We start from the raw sequence: 15,122 nt of genomic DNA on the forward strand, positions 1-15,122 counted from the left end.
GTGTATCGCCTGGACTTACTGTTTGGTCGGATAAAGTAAAGCCTCTGCGTACCAATCTAATTCTTCCTAAGCGTCAGAATTTTTGACTTTGTCACTCGCGTATATGCGTTGTAAGGGGAGGCACTGAATTGCCAACTATTTGGCGCGCAGAGAGAAGTGCTTCTGCGGGAAAGCGATCATCTTTATTATATGCTTACGCATTTATCTGGGCGACTGCCATTGGCTTGATTCTTTAGAATAGGTACCAACATGAAGAATACTGTAAGTGAAAGATCAAAGAAGCTTCGTCCCTTTGCATTCCTCGTGTTGGGCGTTTTGCTGATGATGAAAGTCAGCTGGCCAGGGGATGACTACAACGCAGATGATGAAATGGTTGTCGCTAGCCTGACCATTTTTATGCCCGCAGACTATGCTAGTCACAATGTAAAAAGTCCAATGGAGCGTTGTAGCGTCAGTACACAGGCTGGATCGAAAATGATAGTTCCGGCATGTCTGTCAGCGGGCGACGACATAGAGTGACCGTAAACCAGTGGTAGAGGTTGTGCACTTCACGACTTAGATCTGGTTACGTAACTGATCTGAAATGGCATAAGCAACTTTCTGACTTTAACAAGATCGAATGGCTTGGTCAGATATCCGGCAACGGACGAGAACTGCAGCGCCTTCGCTACGTCATCTGCCGCGCACGAAGAGCTGACAAAATAAAGGAATGTATCGGGATGATGTTTCCAGAAGATTTGCTCGTAGGTCTTGATGAACTGGAAGCCATTCATTACAGGCATGTTGATGTCCACGATAACCAGGTGTGGGAATTGTTTGCCAGCATCTTGAAGAATTGTCAGTGCATCCTCACCATTATCGGCTTCCTGGAAACTGACTTTCTTGAACAGATAACTAAAAAGGCCGATAGTGATGTAGCGATCAATTTCGCTGTCGTCAACCACCAGGATGTTAATGTCGTTTGTCATGATTTGCGTTCGATGCAGGTCCGGATTTTGACGCAACGAGCTATTAATGCCGTGACAGGCTCATGCATGTTAGCGGAACGAAATTAATGAGTTTATCAATACAATCGTTAGCGCTATATAAAAGTATAGTACCGTTGAAAAGTATACTGCAGCTAACGAAAGAAAAAAACAGTCGCGATATCAATCGTCACCACACTATCACGACACAGGGAATAGTTTCAGAGTTAATAAACCTTAAATAGTATGAACACACATTTCGCTGAATCCATTCTCGCAACACTGGTAGCAGACCTTCGTCGATACGATGACCTCGTTGACAGGCTGCAGGGCCAGGGGTATACAGCTAATTTTGTTTGGGTTGCCAATGAGATTCGTTGTGTACAGGATAGTTCATACCTCGCTTTGAAGGCGATCAGGGTGGACCAGATTTATCCGATACGGGTCAATGAAATTAGTCCGCAGTATTACCTGTATGCGCTCGCATATCCGCCAACTAATCAAAAGGGCCTGTTTCTTATTCGTCATGGAATAATGAATAATGCGCCGTTCAGTTAACGACCATTGGCATGAGTGGTACATCCATTGGCTGTTGCTGTTTTTATTTTGCTGGCTGCAGTATTCAAAGTATTTGAAAGAATTTGAAAAATAATAGTTCCTCCAGTCAGCAACCTTTGCGAAGACAGCACGGGCCGCGTCGCAGGACGAGGGTTGATAATACTATTGAACTAAACTGCTATACGTATGATGGTGAGTCGCGCATCGACGATGAGTCGTAAATCTGCAAAGGAAGAAACACCGGTTTTGAATTCAGGATTATCAGTTCGTGCTATTGAACCACTAGCGATCGGACTGGTTGATATGAGATCGTGCGTTGTGTCTAATTCCGCGCACTCGGTGATATTTGTCGAATCCGGAAGCGGTACGCTCCGGGTTGAATCTGGGGAGTATAAGGTCGCCGGTGGGTCACTGTGTTTTATTGGTGCTCACCAGCCATTTGAGACGGCGCTGAGTCACAATACCCGGGGACTCATGATTTGCTGGTCTATGGAGTATGTTACACTATATGAAAAAACTTCTTCAGCGGTGACGAATGCCATTCAGTTAAATCGTCAGATATCACATCCGGTCATTCAGTTGGGGCCGGAAGATGGGTTATTTATCGCGCAGATTGGAGCCGCGATGATACGGGAATTGGAGCAGGAGCTGGAGTTGCGGCAGGAGATGAGTGAAAACCTGCTAAGGACTGTGATGATTTGTGTAGCCAGGCAGTTGGAAGTCAGCTTTGATGGTTATCGTTCGAGGCGGGCGGATTTGGTTAACAGCTTCTATACGAAGTTGGAGGAGCACTTCTCTACTATGAAAAGCACAAGTCGTTATGCAAAGTTATTAAATGTGTCACCCGGATATTTGAACGAAATCGTTAAGCAGGTAACGGGACACACGGTTCGTTATCATATAAGTCAGCGCGTCGTGCTGGAAGCAAAGCGCAGGGCGCTGGTCGACGGATTTAATTTGAAGCAAATTGCCTATGATCTGGGCTTCGAAGATCCTGCGCACTTTAGTAAGTACTTTAAGAATCAGTGCGGCAGAAATTTTACCGATTTCAGGAAAAGTGCTGGCTCGTCCGCTGCCTGAAAGGATATGTCCGGTCGGCAACTACCCTTGGAAAGACCTTCGGATGCCAAGTTTCTTGATGCGTGAGTTTAAGGTGCTGGGCGGAATTCCCAGCAACTCCGCTGCTCCACCTTCGCCTGAAATTCTTCCGTTCACGTGAGTAAGTACCTTAAGGATATATTCCTTTTCGTGCTCAAAGATCGTTTGAACTTTAAATGGCTCTGGGCGGTTCTTCGCAACCGTTCCTGGTTTGGGTAAGTGGATATCTTTTATAGTCACTCCATCAGCTAAAAGGATACTTCGCTCTATAGTATGTTCCAGCTCGCGGATATTTCCAGGCCAGTCATATTCCTTTAACTCCTGAAGAACTTTTTTGCTGAGGCTTGTAATCTTCTTTCCGGTTTTTTTCGAGTAGCGGTCGATAAAATAGCTCGCCAGTTCTGGAATATCTTCTATGCGATCCCGCAGAGAGGGAAGATGAATGGGAAAAATATTGAGACGGTAGAACAGATCCGCTCTGAACTTTCCTTCCTCGACCAGTTTCATGAGGTTTCGGTTTGTGGCAGCTACAATCCTGATGTTGATCCTGATGGTCGTTTGTCCTCCAATGCGTTCTATCTCTTTCTCCTGCAGTGCCCGCAGTAACTTGGCCTGCAGTTCAAGAGGGATTTCGCCAATTTCATCCAGGAACAACGTGCTGTTATTCGCTAACTCAAACTTGCCAATGCCGCGGGCACTGGCACCTGTGAAGCTTCCACGCTCGTGACCAAACAATTCGCTTTCTATGAGGTTTGCGGGAAGTGCTGCACAGTTAACCTTGATCATCAACTTGTTTTTCCTCGACGACGAGTTGTGAATGGCGCGGGCAATTAATTCCTTCCCGGTACCGGTTTCACCTAAAAGTAGAACGGTGCTGTCGGTCGGGGCAACTTGTGTTATTAATCGGAACACGTCCTGCATAGCCTTACAACGCCCGACTATGTCAGACGTGTTTTGCGTGATTTCGATCTCACGCTTCAGGTAGATCTTTTCCTCCTCCAGTTGTTGCCTGTACCTTTCAATTTCCAGAAGTTGCCGTTCGATCTCCTCGTTGGCTATGATATTGGCCAACGCGATGGCTATCTGCGAACAAATGCTCTTGAACAAAGGGCGGTGGATGGCGGCGCTGTCCGTACCGTGCGTGCGAAAGTTCATCACAGCAATGTTTTCATTCCCAAGCTTGATTGCCAGGCCGGACATCCGCATGAGACCAATCGCCTTTGCCGCATTGGTGTATACTGGCGGCGTGTCTGACGTAAACCATTCTTCAACGTTAAAGTCAATAAGATCGTCGGACGCCAGTATCTTGTTAAAGATGCCATCATTGACGTCGGTGTCGGCGTCGATCAATTTGGCAAAATCGGGTTGTTGAACAAAGTCTGCGTCAGGATCGAATAGTACCGGCCGGTGCGTCCGTTTGTCTTTGCTAAGTGCGTGGATAACATAATCTTCAATTCCGAACAAATCTTTCAAATGAGACTTCAGTAGTTTGCCCAGTACCATCTTGTCGCGCACCGAAGCCATGGCATTGCTGAACTCCAGCAGTCTCGTCTTTTCCTGCTCGCGTTCTTTGATCTTTTCATTGGCCAGTATGTTGGAGATCGTAACGGCCAGCTGCGGAGTGACAGCCCTTAGCAAGGTGTCTTTATCTTCGAACGTTACGTTCTTCTCAACAATAAAATGCATGGCTCCGATGGTCTCACCACCGACGCGAAGCGGTACGGCCACTACGCGTTCGATGTTCATAATCTTCCAGAACTGTGCATAGCGGGGAAGCCCGGCGGTAGACTGAATCGATGCTATATCATATTGAATAGGCCTGGTCGAACGCACAATTTCACTAAACAGCGGATCGTCAACATTAAAATTCCCTGCTATGAGATCCTTCAGCTCCTGGCGTTCCCAAATCGCCATGCAGATATCTACAAGGAAGAAACTATAGGTCGTTCGGTCGTCATTGATAATCAGAAAGCCGATTTCCTTCGCCGAAAACAGACCCTTGATGGTGGAGTTAACTACGCCTAATAAATCAGTACGGCTACTTACCGCGGCAATCTGACCCATTGCCGTGTACAGAGCGTCACCTGTGGGAGTTTCATGTGTCTGCTGTGCCATGATCGGTGGCGTCAATATCGAATTATTAACCTGGTTTTTAAAGCATTGGTGCAAAGTAATTTCCCCTGGAACGGCGATACGAACTGAGCACGACACGACGACATCATGGTAAATGTATCTCTACGAATCCGCGACTGAAGTGAATAAACTGATCGCTGTTGCGGATAGGCACACGGTTGACTCAAATGAGCAAATACAATGAATGCGACTGACAATCCGGTTCGTGTTCGTTGAGCGAATTTTACTGAGGCCAGGCTGAGACACATGCCTGGTAAAAATTAACCAAGTCAGAAAACTTAACCACTAACAATGATGGAAGATTATTTGCCTGTCGCTGGAAGGATCATGTTCTGTGCTGTGTTCCTGATCACGTCTCCAAACGCTTTTAAGAAGCAAACTATTCAATACGCCGGGATGAAGGGAGTGCCTTTCCCATCCCTGGCCGTCCCGCTGTCGGGAATAATAGAAATCGCTGGATCACTTTCAATCATCCTGAATTACCATCCGCAATTGGGAGGTAGCCTGATTGTCATGTATTTGTTACCCGTTACACTCTCAATGCACAATTTCTGGTCATTCACTGATCCAATGACCAGACAGATTGAGTTCGCCAACTTCTTAAAGAACCTGTCCATCATGGGTGGAGCTGTGCTCATCGTTGCCTGGGCCTGATCGCTTTAATAACTCTTGCATCGCGACAACCTGCCGTATGAAATTTATCGCGCTCGACTTCATTCGCTTATACCTGAGGTTGCTGTATTCTGCAACATTGATTTTGATGTGGTCTGCCGGTAAATGCAACGGTCAGGGTGGAGTTTCCCGAATGCTCAGGGTCTACGAAGACAACGACTTTATTAACATCCATTTTTCCGGTACAGATAAAGCTTATACACACGGACTTCGGCTGGATTTTTTTGCCACGAGAAACAAACGCAACGCGAGGTCAGGGAGATGGTGGATGATTGCGTCCGGTGATTCAAGCATCATCACCTCGGGTTGGGGCTTGATGCAGGCTATGGTCACACCTGCGGTATTAAGTAACACGGGGATAACTCCCGGCGACTATCGATATGCCTGTTCGATTACGGCACACTATAGTCATCACACGGCTATTCCGGAAAAGAAGGTTAACCTTCAGGCTGACTACGTAGTCGGAATAATGGGACCCGCAGCGCTGGGCCGGCAAACGCAAGCCGCTATTCATCATCTGATAAACGATGAGCCCCCGCGCGGCTGGAATACACAGTTAAAAACAAGTGTGCTGGTCAACGTCAATGTGATGGGAGAGAGGCAGGTAATGAACATTGGTAACATAGTAGAGTGTATTGCCGGAGGCAAGCTATACCTGGGTACTGCCCGCACTGGGTTGTCAGGCTATGGACTTTTGAGAATCGGTAGGCTGGGTTCGTATTTCTCGGGTTATAATAGTCAGTATCTGTCAGGGGCCGGCCCGAAGTGCTGGCAGCTATATGCTGTGCTTCGCCCGTCTTTGGACGTTACATTCCGGAACGCGCTTATTCAGGGTGGCATTATCCGACCGGAACGCGATAGAGTGCTTAAGGAGAATGGTGAATGGACAGAGATAGATTCCGTCGCACTTAATCGCTTTGGTGCAGCACTCGATTACGGAGTAGTGCTTGCCCTCGAACGTTTTTGTATAACGTTCATGCAGATGAATCTTTACCCAATGATTCAATCGCAGTCCCGCCATGAGGTTGGAAACATCTCAGTTTACATACCCATGAAGGCAAAGCATTGAGTTCACACATAAACGCATGGGGACAAGGCATTGGGTTTATTACACATTAGAATCTGGAATTATGATCTTTAGTAAAATACAACTATTCAAATTATCTGTGATATGTTGCCTGATCGTCCCGGCAGTATCGGCACAACCTGTTAAAGACGAGATATCGATCATCGAGGGTGGTTATGGCCTTCAGAAAAGGCAACTCGTCGCGGAATGCATGAAACTTTCCAATGATGAAGCAACTGCATTTTGGAGAATATACGACAAGTATGAGAATGAGCGACGGAAACTGGGAGAGGAGCGGCTAATGCTTACGCACGACTATATTATCGCGTATCCTCTACTCACCGCAGAACAATCGTCGAGCATAACTTTGAGGTGTTTCAGAAACGATGAGGAACTATGGAGGCTTCACAAGAAGTACTATAAGCAAATCAGGAGGTCAGTGTCACCGATGCGCGCCGCGCAGTTTGTACAACTGGAGAACTACCTGCAGCACGTTGTACGAGTCGATCTTCAAAACAAAATCCCGTTCATTGGAGAAATTGCGGATTCGGAGTTACTACAGCAATAGTGCGCGGCAACCAGCGATCTCCTCCGTTTCTTCAGGGCAGTTCTTTACATGCATGCGACTACTAAATTTTCAGCGGACATCAAAGAAGGTAATTGGCGTCGGAAGTCTTGCTGGATGGACGAAATAAGGTGATGATGTTGAAAGTGAAGAGATAAAAGATAAGTGCCCCGCAGAGTCAGCTTCGCGAGTTGAATTCCGCAGCCGTTGAAACTCAAGTACTTTTCATACATATAAGCCAAATCCATTCATGTCGCAACTCTCTCGATGAATCTTCTTAGATACTCCCTATCGCAACAGAATACATATTGATCGCTGTTTTTCAACGTATCTTGGTTGTAAACATACATATCCTCTGGGCTTGCACTATAATAGTTCAAGTGCCTGTCCCTCTCGTCTGAGGGTGGTTCTTGAATCATTTGGAACATTAGGGCTTGATTGCTGCTGATCGGATAGAATGCAGCGATCATGTCGTTCAATCTAAAGCTATGCGTCAAGAATATTGGTTCATTGGGGTGACGCAAAATCGAAAATCCAGGGTTGTCTGAGGCTAGGAAATATTCACCTTCTGGTGCATTGATAACCACCACTCTCATCTGCGCTAAGCGAAACAATGCGTGGTTGGCGGTTTCACTTATCCCAGATAATGCTTCGATGATCGATTGTTGTTGGGTGGTTTTAGCGTCAAATGGTATGTGTGGTACATCTTTTCTGAGGTTATCCCAGTAGTCATCTGTAAAATAGTAATCAAAATTGGGATCACTCCTGAATCGATCGAGCCTCGGATCGTCCTTTTTGAGTTCTTTCCTAAATGACTCAAACGCTTTCATTCTCATTTCAAGTCCACTAATTTTATCCACTTCCTTTACACCTTTAATGTACGTGGGTGTCCTTAGCTTCTGTAAAATATAACCGCGACAGATCAGTAGGAATACTGGAATAGGGATTGTTGCTGGCTTGGTTGCGAATTCAGCTACTATAGCCTGAATATTGTCCTCAAAGTCCTTGAACGCGTGTTGTTCGATTAGTGATGGATTCGTTGTTCCGTAACGGCTCATTACGGACTGGTCAAGGTCATAGAAATAGTTTTCGTAGCAGACCTGTGAAGGGCATGATTTACCGATAGACCTATACTGGGTCCTCCACTTCCAAAACATAATCCCTCCCTTACCGTCGGGTATTGTGAAGCTATTCAAGTAGCATTCAGGTACGTAGTGATCGTGACGGTTGGGCTTTGTCTTTGACATAACGTGATTCCCTAAAATAGGGGAAAATATCTGGATCCTGGAGGTGCATAATCTCCAGGAGATTATGAGTGACTGGCAATCAACGAAATTGTATTACGATCCCAAAAGCGAGAGTCGACTTATGCGGGCAAACATAAAGGGCAGATTGAAGGACCCAGGGTGTCAGGATGGTGAAAACGTGATAAGGTGGGTGCCTCTATAATGCAGTTGGGCAGCTGCAATAAACGAGGAGCTCTTAAATATACTACACAGCTTCATCGCTAATCAGCACAAAATGCAATATCAAAGGAAATCAATTTTCCGAAAGATTACCCAGCGTGTTAGACAATGGCGCGTTTGATTATTGCAGTGTTTTTTTCTTCTCTCAATGCGCGCTGACACTGATGCCTGAAGCTATCTTATTTCGTTTTGCGTGGATCAGTCGGTCAGATAGGTAAGCACAGGTCTTTTGGAGGAATTTACCACACCCCGGGCGATCCCTCTCGTTAGCAGACTGACTACCCCCGAATGCGCATGTGATGCAATGCTAATAAGGTCGGCATTAATATAGTCGGCGAAGTACAGAATGCCTTCTTCTTCCGTTTCGTCATTGAGGATGTTGATGGTATAGTTGGTTAACTCAAGTTGTTTAACGAATGTTTGCATTTGAAGCCGGCTCTGCCTGTCAGGCATAAAGTTTGACTTTGTATTGACCCGCACGAGATGTATGGTGGAGTCGTACAATTTCTGAACATGCTTGAGTACATTTGAAAATGATCTTTCCTCGTGTGAAACATTGGTGGCATAAACGATACTTTTATATGCCTTCGCGGTTGGCTGCTCATGCACTGCCAACACAGGACACCTGGAGTTATTGATGGCCTTTTCCGTGTTCGATCCGTTCAGCAGTCGCCCCAGGTGGTCGTGACTTTGCGTGCCCATAACAATAAGACCGAAAGAACCATCTGACGCGATCGAGTTTATTTCTTCATGAGGCGTACCCATTCGTAAACTTACTTCCGCCTTTACTCCACGGGCCTCAACCTGCTGTGCGGCAATCTCCAGATCCTTAAGGCTTTTCTTTATTATAGCCACTGTAAACAACTTTTCTTCCCAGCCGTTCGTGAGCTCCCACTCGCCGGTAGTGTTGAATGATTGATCCGGCGGACCTTCAATGACGTGCAGCAGATGGATGCTGGTCTTCGATTGTAAGGCGATGTCTGTTGCAACTTCTACTGCCCAGGCGGAAGGATCTGAGAAGTCTGTGGGTACTAAGATTTTATTCATAGCTGAATGGTGACTCGCCCTTGCGGTCGATGGTTAGTCATTGTAGTAATGTAAGGTAGTCCACTCTTGCATTTCTACCGATGAACGAAAGGCGGAAGCTGATGCATAATCCGACGATGCTACTAAAGAACTTGTTAATAATACTCAGGTCTTTCGCAGTGACGTTTTTAGAGGTAACTTGGACTATGGGTAGCAGTGGAAATTTCTGTACTACCTCGCTCGTTGTCCCCGGCTATGTGTTCAATATCCGCTCCCTATGCTGAAATATATTGCGACAATTCTATGTTCGATTTTTTGCGGACAACTATGCGGCCAGGAGAACTCGGGGGTAAATACTGTTTCGCATTATAGTCTTGCACAAAAGAGGCTTCTTTTGCTGAGTACAGCTAGTTTCATCCATCGCGTCATTCAGGATGACGTTGATAGAGATAGCGTGCTGATCCTGGCTTGCCAGATTACGGGACTTCCGTTTCTGCTGGCGTATGACGAGCATATTGGAAGAGGATCACCAGGCGCAAAACTGATTAATAATGGAAGAATTAAAGAAGCTGTTCGGTTACAAACGAAACTGAACGCAGAACAGAGAATGCAGCTTCAGGCTGAACTGGCCATTTGGTATCTGCATAAGCCAGGCGCCAGCACGAGTGACATGGACAGCGCAAATATTTTCATCCAGATGTTAATGCCTGTAAATACCGACAGCAAACATTGGCGAGACATTTATGCGCTGCTGAAAGGGGAGTATTTCAGGCAACTGCAAAAAGAAGACGATAGCAAGAAGGTGTTTGATGAACTCTGGGTAAGGGTAGCAAGTGACGACACCACCACCCTACCGGCAACCACTTTGCACAATGTTGCATCCCTAAGCGGTGATGATAATTTTACCAGGGTCCAGTTGTTAAACAAAGCATTGACGCATTGCCAGCAATACGGTCATGTTGAAAAAGAGATTGAAATACTATGGTCGTTGTTGGACGTTAACTTCGGCTTCGATCCCGTACCCTTAGAGCAATACCTAAGCAGAATTGACTCTCTACAGCGGTCTAGCGGATTCAGGCATTTGCTGTACGTGGACTACTCGTTCGCTTTCACCAGCGTCTTGCGGGCTAAATATTTGGAGGCAACTAATTATGCCAGGACTGCATTGCAAAATTATGAATGGTCGGGAATGACAAATTTATCCGCTCCTTTTTTCTCGCGCATAGGCCTTTCTTACAGGGCGCTGGGAATGAATGACGAGTCACTAACTTGGTTTAAAAAAGCGCTCGACCTAAGAAGGTCAGAGCCGCAGTTCTCCTGGTATAAAAGTTTGTTTTATACGGCCAGTCTTCAAGTTGACATGGGTCGAATAGATGATGCGATTTCACTTCTTAATCAAATAACGAAGGAATATCCACCGTTGTCGCCATGGCAAGATGCTCAACTAAGTACTCTATACGGCTACTGTTACGGTAAAAAGGGCGAGCTTGGAATGGCTGGTACGCACTATGGTCGTATCCTTGAAATAATCGACAAGAGTCCGAACATTGAAAATAGGATGCCGTTCGAAAACCTCGCTGAGGCGGGTAGGTTATTTGTGCAGCTATCCAACGAAAAGATGGCTCGTTTGTTTCTGGAAAAAGCACTTGCAATCAAATCATCGAGTCCGCACGTTGAAATGGAGAAGCACTATCTCATGTATAAAATAGACTCAATGGCAAGGGACTACAGATCTGCACTTCAACACCATGTGCAATACAAGTTCTTTGCCGACTCTGCGGCAAGCGCCTTCCAACGCAGGGCGTTCGATCAACTGACAGCGAAATATAACTCGGAAAAGAAAGATCAGGACATTAAAATGCTCAAGGAGCATGAACTGGTTCTTCAGGGAAATGCTGAGAGAGATCAATTAACGCGGCAAATCCTGATCGCAGTAGCTGTTCTCTTACTCGTGATCGCAGCACTGCTTTTTAACCGCTATAAGCTAAAGCAGCGTTCCAGCGCGAAGATCGATGCCAAGAATGCCGAACTTCAGCAAGCCATCACGGACAAGGAGTGGTTGTTGAAAGAAGTGCACCACCGCGTAAAGAACAACCTGCAGATCATGATCAGCCTGCTCAACACGCAGTCCAACTATCTCAGTGACGAAGGTGCGCTCCAGGCCATCCGTGAAAGCCAGGAACGGATGTACGCGATATCATTGATTCATCAGAAACTATACAGCGCTGAGGACACATCGTTCATTAATGTCAGAGAGTACATACATGACCTGGTAAAGCAATTTAAGTCAGGTCTCGCCGGACAAACTTCGATCACTTTTGACATTGAAGCAGACGAGCTCCGCCTGGATGTGGCGCAGGCTGTTCCTCTGGGACTGATCCTGAACGAAGCTATTTCCAATTCTATTAAGTACGCGTTTCCAAATCGCGCACGCGGACGTGTGAAGATATCTGTTACCCGCACAGAAGACGGATTGCATAAACTTAGTATCACTGACGATGGAGTAGGCCTTCCGTTGTCACAGAACAATAACGATCATGAATCCTTTGGCATTCGGCTGATGCAGGGCCTTAGCAGACAACTCGGCGGCTCGCTGACGGTCGAGTCGCGGAGTGGGGTGAGTGTGGAGGTGAGTTTTAGGCCGGCGGTTTTAGTTAAGTAACTCAACCAGCTATAAGGTGGCATTGTGCCTACTATTTTGGAAATAACTTAGATAACGAATAAGTGGGATACTGCTATTATGTTTTGCTTACCGTCCTCACCCATATGTTAAATATCCGCATTCATTTGCTAAGAAGCATAGCGATTGTTCTATGTTTGATTGTCTGCGGACCGCTATATGCCCAAAACGACTCCGGCGTAAATACTACGTCGCATTATAGCCTGGCACAAAAGAGACTACTACTGCTGAGCACAGCAAGCTTTATCCATCGCGTCTTTCAGGACGACATTGATGGAGATAGCGTGATGGTTTTGGCCTGCCAGATTACCGGACTTCCATTTCTCCTGGCATATAACGAGAATTTGAGAGGAGAATCTCCGGGCGCAGAATTGATTAACAACGGAAAAATCGTAGATGCTGTCGGCCTGCTGAAGACGCTGAGTGCCGACCAGAGAACCCAGCTTCAGGCTGAATTGGCCACCTGGTATTTGCATAAACCAGGAGCCCGCATAAGTGACATGGACAGTGCAAATTCCTTTATCCAGAGGTTATCGCCGCCTCACGTACCCACAAACAGTGATCATTGGCGAGACGTGTATGCGATTCTGAGAGGTGAATACTTCAGGCAGCTGGGAAGTTTAGCCGAGAGTAGGAAGGTGTTTGATGAGTTGTTGCTGAGAACAAATGTCGACTCCACGACGCTACCCGCATACACTTGCCAGTACCTCGCACTGTTGAGTGGCGACGAGGATTCAACTAAAGTCCAATTGCTAAATAGGGCATTAAGACAGTGCGAGCAGTATAGCCATGTTGAGAAGGAAATCGAGATACTATGGGTATTGTTGGATGTGGAGTTTGGATTTGATCCCGTTCCAATAGAGCGATATCTTAACAGGATCGACTCTTTGCAGCGATCTATCGACTTCAAACATTCACTCTACGTCGACTACTCATTCGCTTTCACCAGTGTGTTGCGGGCCAAGTATTTGGAAGCGGCTGATTATGCTAAGGCTGCACTGGCGAATTATGAATGGTCTGGAATGACGAAATTCTCTGCCCCATTTCTATCGCGCGTCGGTATTTCTTACAATCCATTGGGAATGCCTGACCAGGCGATGATCTGGTACAACAAAGCGTTAGATACTAGAAAAGTCGAATCTCAGATATTTTGGTATAAGAGTTTATTCTTCAAAACGTATCTCCTGGCTTTGTTAAATCGCGGTGTCGAAGCGCTCTCAGTCATGAATGCGATCACGAATGAATATCCTCCTCTGTCTCCGTGGCAGGAAGCTCAAATGCATGCAATAAAAGGTTCTTGCTACCGTCGTCTAGGCAGGTTGGATATGGCTGTCCAGGAATACACAATCGTACTGGACCTCATGAACCGCCATCCCAGCTTGGACAAGACCCTGCCCTTCGAAACTATCCACGAAGCGGGTCGGTTTTTCGTTCAGATTGGAAAGGAAAATATGGCTCGGCTATTCCTTCAAAGGGCAATGGCAATAAAATCTAAGAGTCCGCATATTGAAATGGAAAAACACTATCTGATGTTTAAGATTGATTCGATGTCGGGACTTTTCCCGGCGGCCCTTAAGCATCATATCCAGTATAAATTCTTTTCAGATTCGGTAGCCAGTGCTTCTCAACGACGCAGGTTTGCCGAGCTGAATGTTAAGTATGAGACCGAGAAGAAAGACCAGGACATTAAGCTGCTAAGGGAACATGAACTTGTTCTGAAGGCGGAGGCTGAAAGAGATCAACTTACCAGAAGAATACTGATTGGAGTGGCAGGGTTACTGCTGGTGATTGCTGCACTGTTTTTTAACCGATACAAACTCAAACAACGTGCAAGCGCGAAGATCGATGCCAAGAATGCCGAACTTCAGCAAGCCATCACCGACAAGGAGTGGTTGTTGAAAGAGGTGCACCACCGCGTAAAGAACAACCTGCAGATTATGATCAGCCTGCTTAACACGCAGTCCAACTATCTGAACGATGAGAGCGCGCTCCAGGCCATCCGTGAAAGCCAGGAGCGGATGTACGCGATATCATTGATTCATCAGAAACTATACAGCGCTGACGACACATCGTTTATCAATGTCAGAGAGTACATACATGACCTGGTAAAGCAATTTAAGTCAGGTCTCGCCGGACAAACTTCGATCACTTTTGACATTGAAGCAGACGAGCTCCGCCTGGATGTGGCGCAGGCTGTTCCTCTGGGACTGATCCTGAACGAAGCTATTTCCAATTCTATTAAGTATGCGTTTCCAAATCGCGCACGCGGACGTGTAAGGATATCTGTTACCCGCACAGAAGACGGATTGTATAAACTTAGTATCACTGACGATGGGGTAGGCCTTCCGTTGTCACAGAACAATAACGACCATGAATCCTTTGGCATTCGGTTGATGCAGGGCTTGAGCAGGCAACTCGGCGGCGCGCTGACGGTCGAGTCGGGAAGTGGAGTGAGTGTGGAGGTGAGTTTTAAGCCGGCGGTTGTGGTGGTGTAGGTGTTGATGTTATTAGCTCCGTCAGTTATAAGCTGATTGGCCTCGTTCTCCTCTCCACCAAATGGATTGAGGGTTCGAATCCCGCCCTCTCCGTTGACATCGCTGTAAGTAATGGAAATTCAGTTGCTTACGTGATTTATGGTGCCATTTTAGGGTACCAAGTAATGTAAATTCAACTATTTTTTCTTCTGACTTTAGCAAATACCCTTATAGCGGCCATCGAATAATCGTCATGCTTGTACTCAATCGTACCTTGCCGGCAGTGGATCACAAAGCCAAAAGCTTTTGAACCTGCAATAGTACGGTTGCCCTTGATCGAAGCCAACCCATAGAAACAGATAATCAGTGATGAAGTGGTCAGGCTCGTTGTTGATTATCAGCGTGTAATACAAAGAACC

The 15,122-nt window shown here is 46.3% G+C and carries 12 protein-coding genes; 8 read left to right on the top strand and 4 right to left on the bottom strand.

Annotation, left to right across the window (positions count from 1 at the left end; all coding sequences use genetic code 11):
* Positions 1-249: 249 nt before the first annotated feature.
* Complete coding sequence (locus tag WBG78_RS27210) at positions 250-519, top strand: hypothetical protein (protein WP_337329679.1); 270 nt, start codon at positions 250-252, stop codon at positions 517-519.
* Positions 520-548: 29 nt separating this feature from the next.
* Here the strand turns inward: WBG78_RS27210 and WBG78_RS27215 are convergent, their stop codons facing one another.
* A complete protein-coding gene (locus WBG78_RS27215) occupies positions 549-968 on the bottom strand; it encodes a response regulator (RefSeq protein WP_337329680.1) in 420 nt (139 codons plus the stop codon).
* 243 nt (positions 969-1,211) lie between these two features.
* Between WBG78_RS27215 and WBG78_RS27220 the strand changes: the two genes are divergently transcribed.
* Positions 1,212-1,523: a hypothetical protein gene (locus WBG78_RS27220; protein WP_337329681.1), complete on the top strand. Its 312-nt coding sequence runs from the start codon at positions 1,212-1,214 to the stop codon at positions 1,521-1,523.
* A 186-nt stretch (positions 1,524-1,709) separates the two neighbouring features.
* Positions 1,710-2,603: an AraC family transcriptional regulator gene (locus WBG78_RS27225; RefSeq protein WP_337329682.1), complete on the top strand. Its 894-nt coding sequence runs from the start codon at positions 1,710-1,712 to the stop codon at positions 2,601-2,603.
* Positions 2,604-2,624: 21 nt separating this feature from the next.
* Here WBG78_RS27225 and WBG78_RS27230 read toward each other — a convergent pair whose 3' ends face one another.
* Positions 2,625-4,736 carry a sigma-54-dependent Fis family transcriptional regulator gene (locus tag WBG78_RS27230; RefSeq protein ID WP_337329683.1) on the bottom strand — a complete coding sequence of 704 codons (2,112 nt, stop codon included), beginning with the start codon at positions 4,734-4,736 and terminating at the stop codon, positions 2,625-2,627.
* A gap of 309 nt (positions 4,737-5,045) precedes the next feature.
* On the opposite strand from WBG78_RS27230, the gene WBG78_RS27235 reads away from it, so the two are divergent.
* The 3 genes from WBG78_RS27235 (at position 5,046) to WBG78_RS27245 (ending at position 7,060) form a co-directional block, all read left to right on the top strand.
* Positions 5,046-5,408, top strand: a complete 363-nt coding sequence (locus WBG78_RS27235; RefSeq protein WP_337329684.1) for a DoxX family protein — start codon at positions 5,046-5,048, stop codon at positions 5,406-5,408.
* A gap of 37 nt (positions 5,409-5,445) precedes the next feature.
* Entirely contained in the window at positions 5,446-6,495 is a 1,050-nt protein-coding gene (locus WBG78_RS27240; protein ID WP_337329685.1) for a lipid A deacylase LpxR family protein, read from the top strand.
* 61 nt (positions 6,496-6,556) lie between these two features.
* The gene (locus WBG78_RS27245) at positions 6,557-7,060 is read left to right on the top strand and encodes a hypothetical protein (RefSeq protein ID WP_337329686.1); all 504 of its coding nucleotides are present in this window, start codon (positions 6,557-6,559) and stop codon (positions 7,058-7,060) included.
* A gap of 245 nt (positions 7,061-7,305) precedes the next feature.
* Here WBG78_RS27245 and WBG78_RS27250 read toward each other — a convergent pair whose 3' ends face one another.
* Together WBG78_RS27250 and WBG78_RS27255 are read right to left on the bottom strand one after the other, a co-directional pair.
* Positions 7,306-8,304, bottom strand: a complete 999-nt coding sequence (locus WBG78_RS27250) for a DUF4238 domain-containing protein (RefSeq protein ID WP_337329687.1) — start codon at positions 8,302-8,304, stop codon at positions 7,306-7,308.
* A gap of 417 nt (positions 8,305-8,721) precedes the next feature.
* Positions 8,722-9,570 carry a universal stress protein gene (locus tag WBG78_RS27255; RefSeq protein WP_337329688.1) on the bottom strand — a complete coding sequence of 283 codons (849 nt, stop codon included), beginning with the start codon at positions 9,568-9,570 and terminating at the stop codon, positions 8,722-8,724.
* Between the two features lie 256 nt (positions 9,571-9,826).
* On the opposite strand from WBG78_RS27255, the gene WBG78_RS27260 reads away from it, so the two are divergent.
* Together WBG78_RS27260 and WBG78_RS27265 are read left to right on the top strand one after the other, a co-directional pair.
* Entirely contained in the window at positions 9,827-12,211 is a 2,385-nt protein-coding gene (locus WBG78_RS27260; RefSeq protein WP_337329689.1) for a tetratricopeptide repeat-containing sensor histidine kinase, read from the top strand.
* A 104-nt stretch (positions 12,212-12,315) separates the two neighbouring features.
* Positions 12,316-14,724 carry a sensor histidine kinase gene (locus tag WBG78_RS27265; RefSeq protein ID WP_337329690.1) on the top strand — a complete coding sequence of 803 codons (2,409 nt, stop codon included), beginning with the start codon at positions 12,316-12,318 and terminating at the stop codon, positions 14,722-14,724.
* Positions 14,725-15,122 lie beyond the last annotated feature (398 nt).

Origin of the sequence: Chryseolinea sp. T2 (assembly GCF_037203685.1) — a bacterium.
Lineage (GTDB): Bacteria > Bacteroidota > Bacteroidia > Cytophagales > Cyclobacteriaceae > Chryseolinea.

Excerpts from the sequence above, each read along its gene's own strand:
- WBG78_RS27225 (WP_337329682.1), top strand. The coding sequence starts at position 1,710 with ATGATGGTGAGTCGCGCATCGACGATGAGTCGTAAATCTGCAAAGGAA.
- WBG78_RS27215 (WP_337329680.1), bottom strand. The coding sequence starts at position 968 with ATGACAAACGACATTAACATCCTGGTGGTTGACGACAGCGAAATTGAT.
- WBG78_RS27250 (WP_337329687.1), bottom strand. The coding sequence starts at position 8,304 with ATGTCAAAGACAAAGCCCAACCGTCACGATCACTACGTACCTGAATGC.
- WBG78_RS27230 (WP_337329683.1), bottom strand. The coding sequence starts at position 4,736 with ATGGCACAGCAGACACATGAAACTCCCACAGGTGACGCTCTGTACACG.
- WBG78_RS27260 (WP_337329689.1), top strand. The coding sequence starts at position 9,827 with ATGCTGAAATATATTGCGACAATTCTATGTTCGATTTTTTGCGGACAA.
- WBG78_RS27240 (WP_337329685.1), top strand. The coding sequence starts at position 5,446 with ATGAAATTTATCGCGCTCGACTTCATTCGCTTATACCTGAGGTTGCTG.
- WBG78_RS27220 (WP_337329681.1), top strand. The coding sequence starts at position 1,212 with ATGAACACACATTTCGCTGAATCCATTCTCGCAACACTGGTAGCAGAC.
- WBG78_RS27255 (WP_337329688.1), bottom strand. The coding sequence starts at position 9,570 with ATGAATAAAATCTTAGTACCCACAGACTTCTCAGATCCTTCCGCCTGG.
- WBG78_RS27235 (WP_337329684.1), top strand. The coding sequence starts at position 5,046 with ATGATGGAAGATTATTTGCCTGTCGCTGGAAGGATCATGTTCTGTGCT.
- WBG78_RS27245 (WP_337329686.1), top strand. The coding sequence starts at position 6,557 with ATGATCTTTAGTAAAATACAACTATTCAAATTATCTGTGATATGTTGC.
- WBG78_RS27210 (WP_337329679.1), top strand. The coding sequence starts at position 250 with ATGAAGAATACTGTAAGTGAAAGATCAAAGAAGCTTCGTCCCTTTGCA.
- WBG78_RS27265 (WP_337329690.1), top strand. The coding sequence starts at position 12,316 with ATGTTAAATATCCGCATTCATTTGCTAAGAAGCATAGCGATTGTTCTA.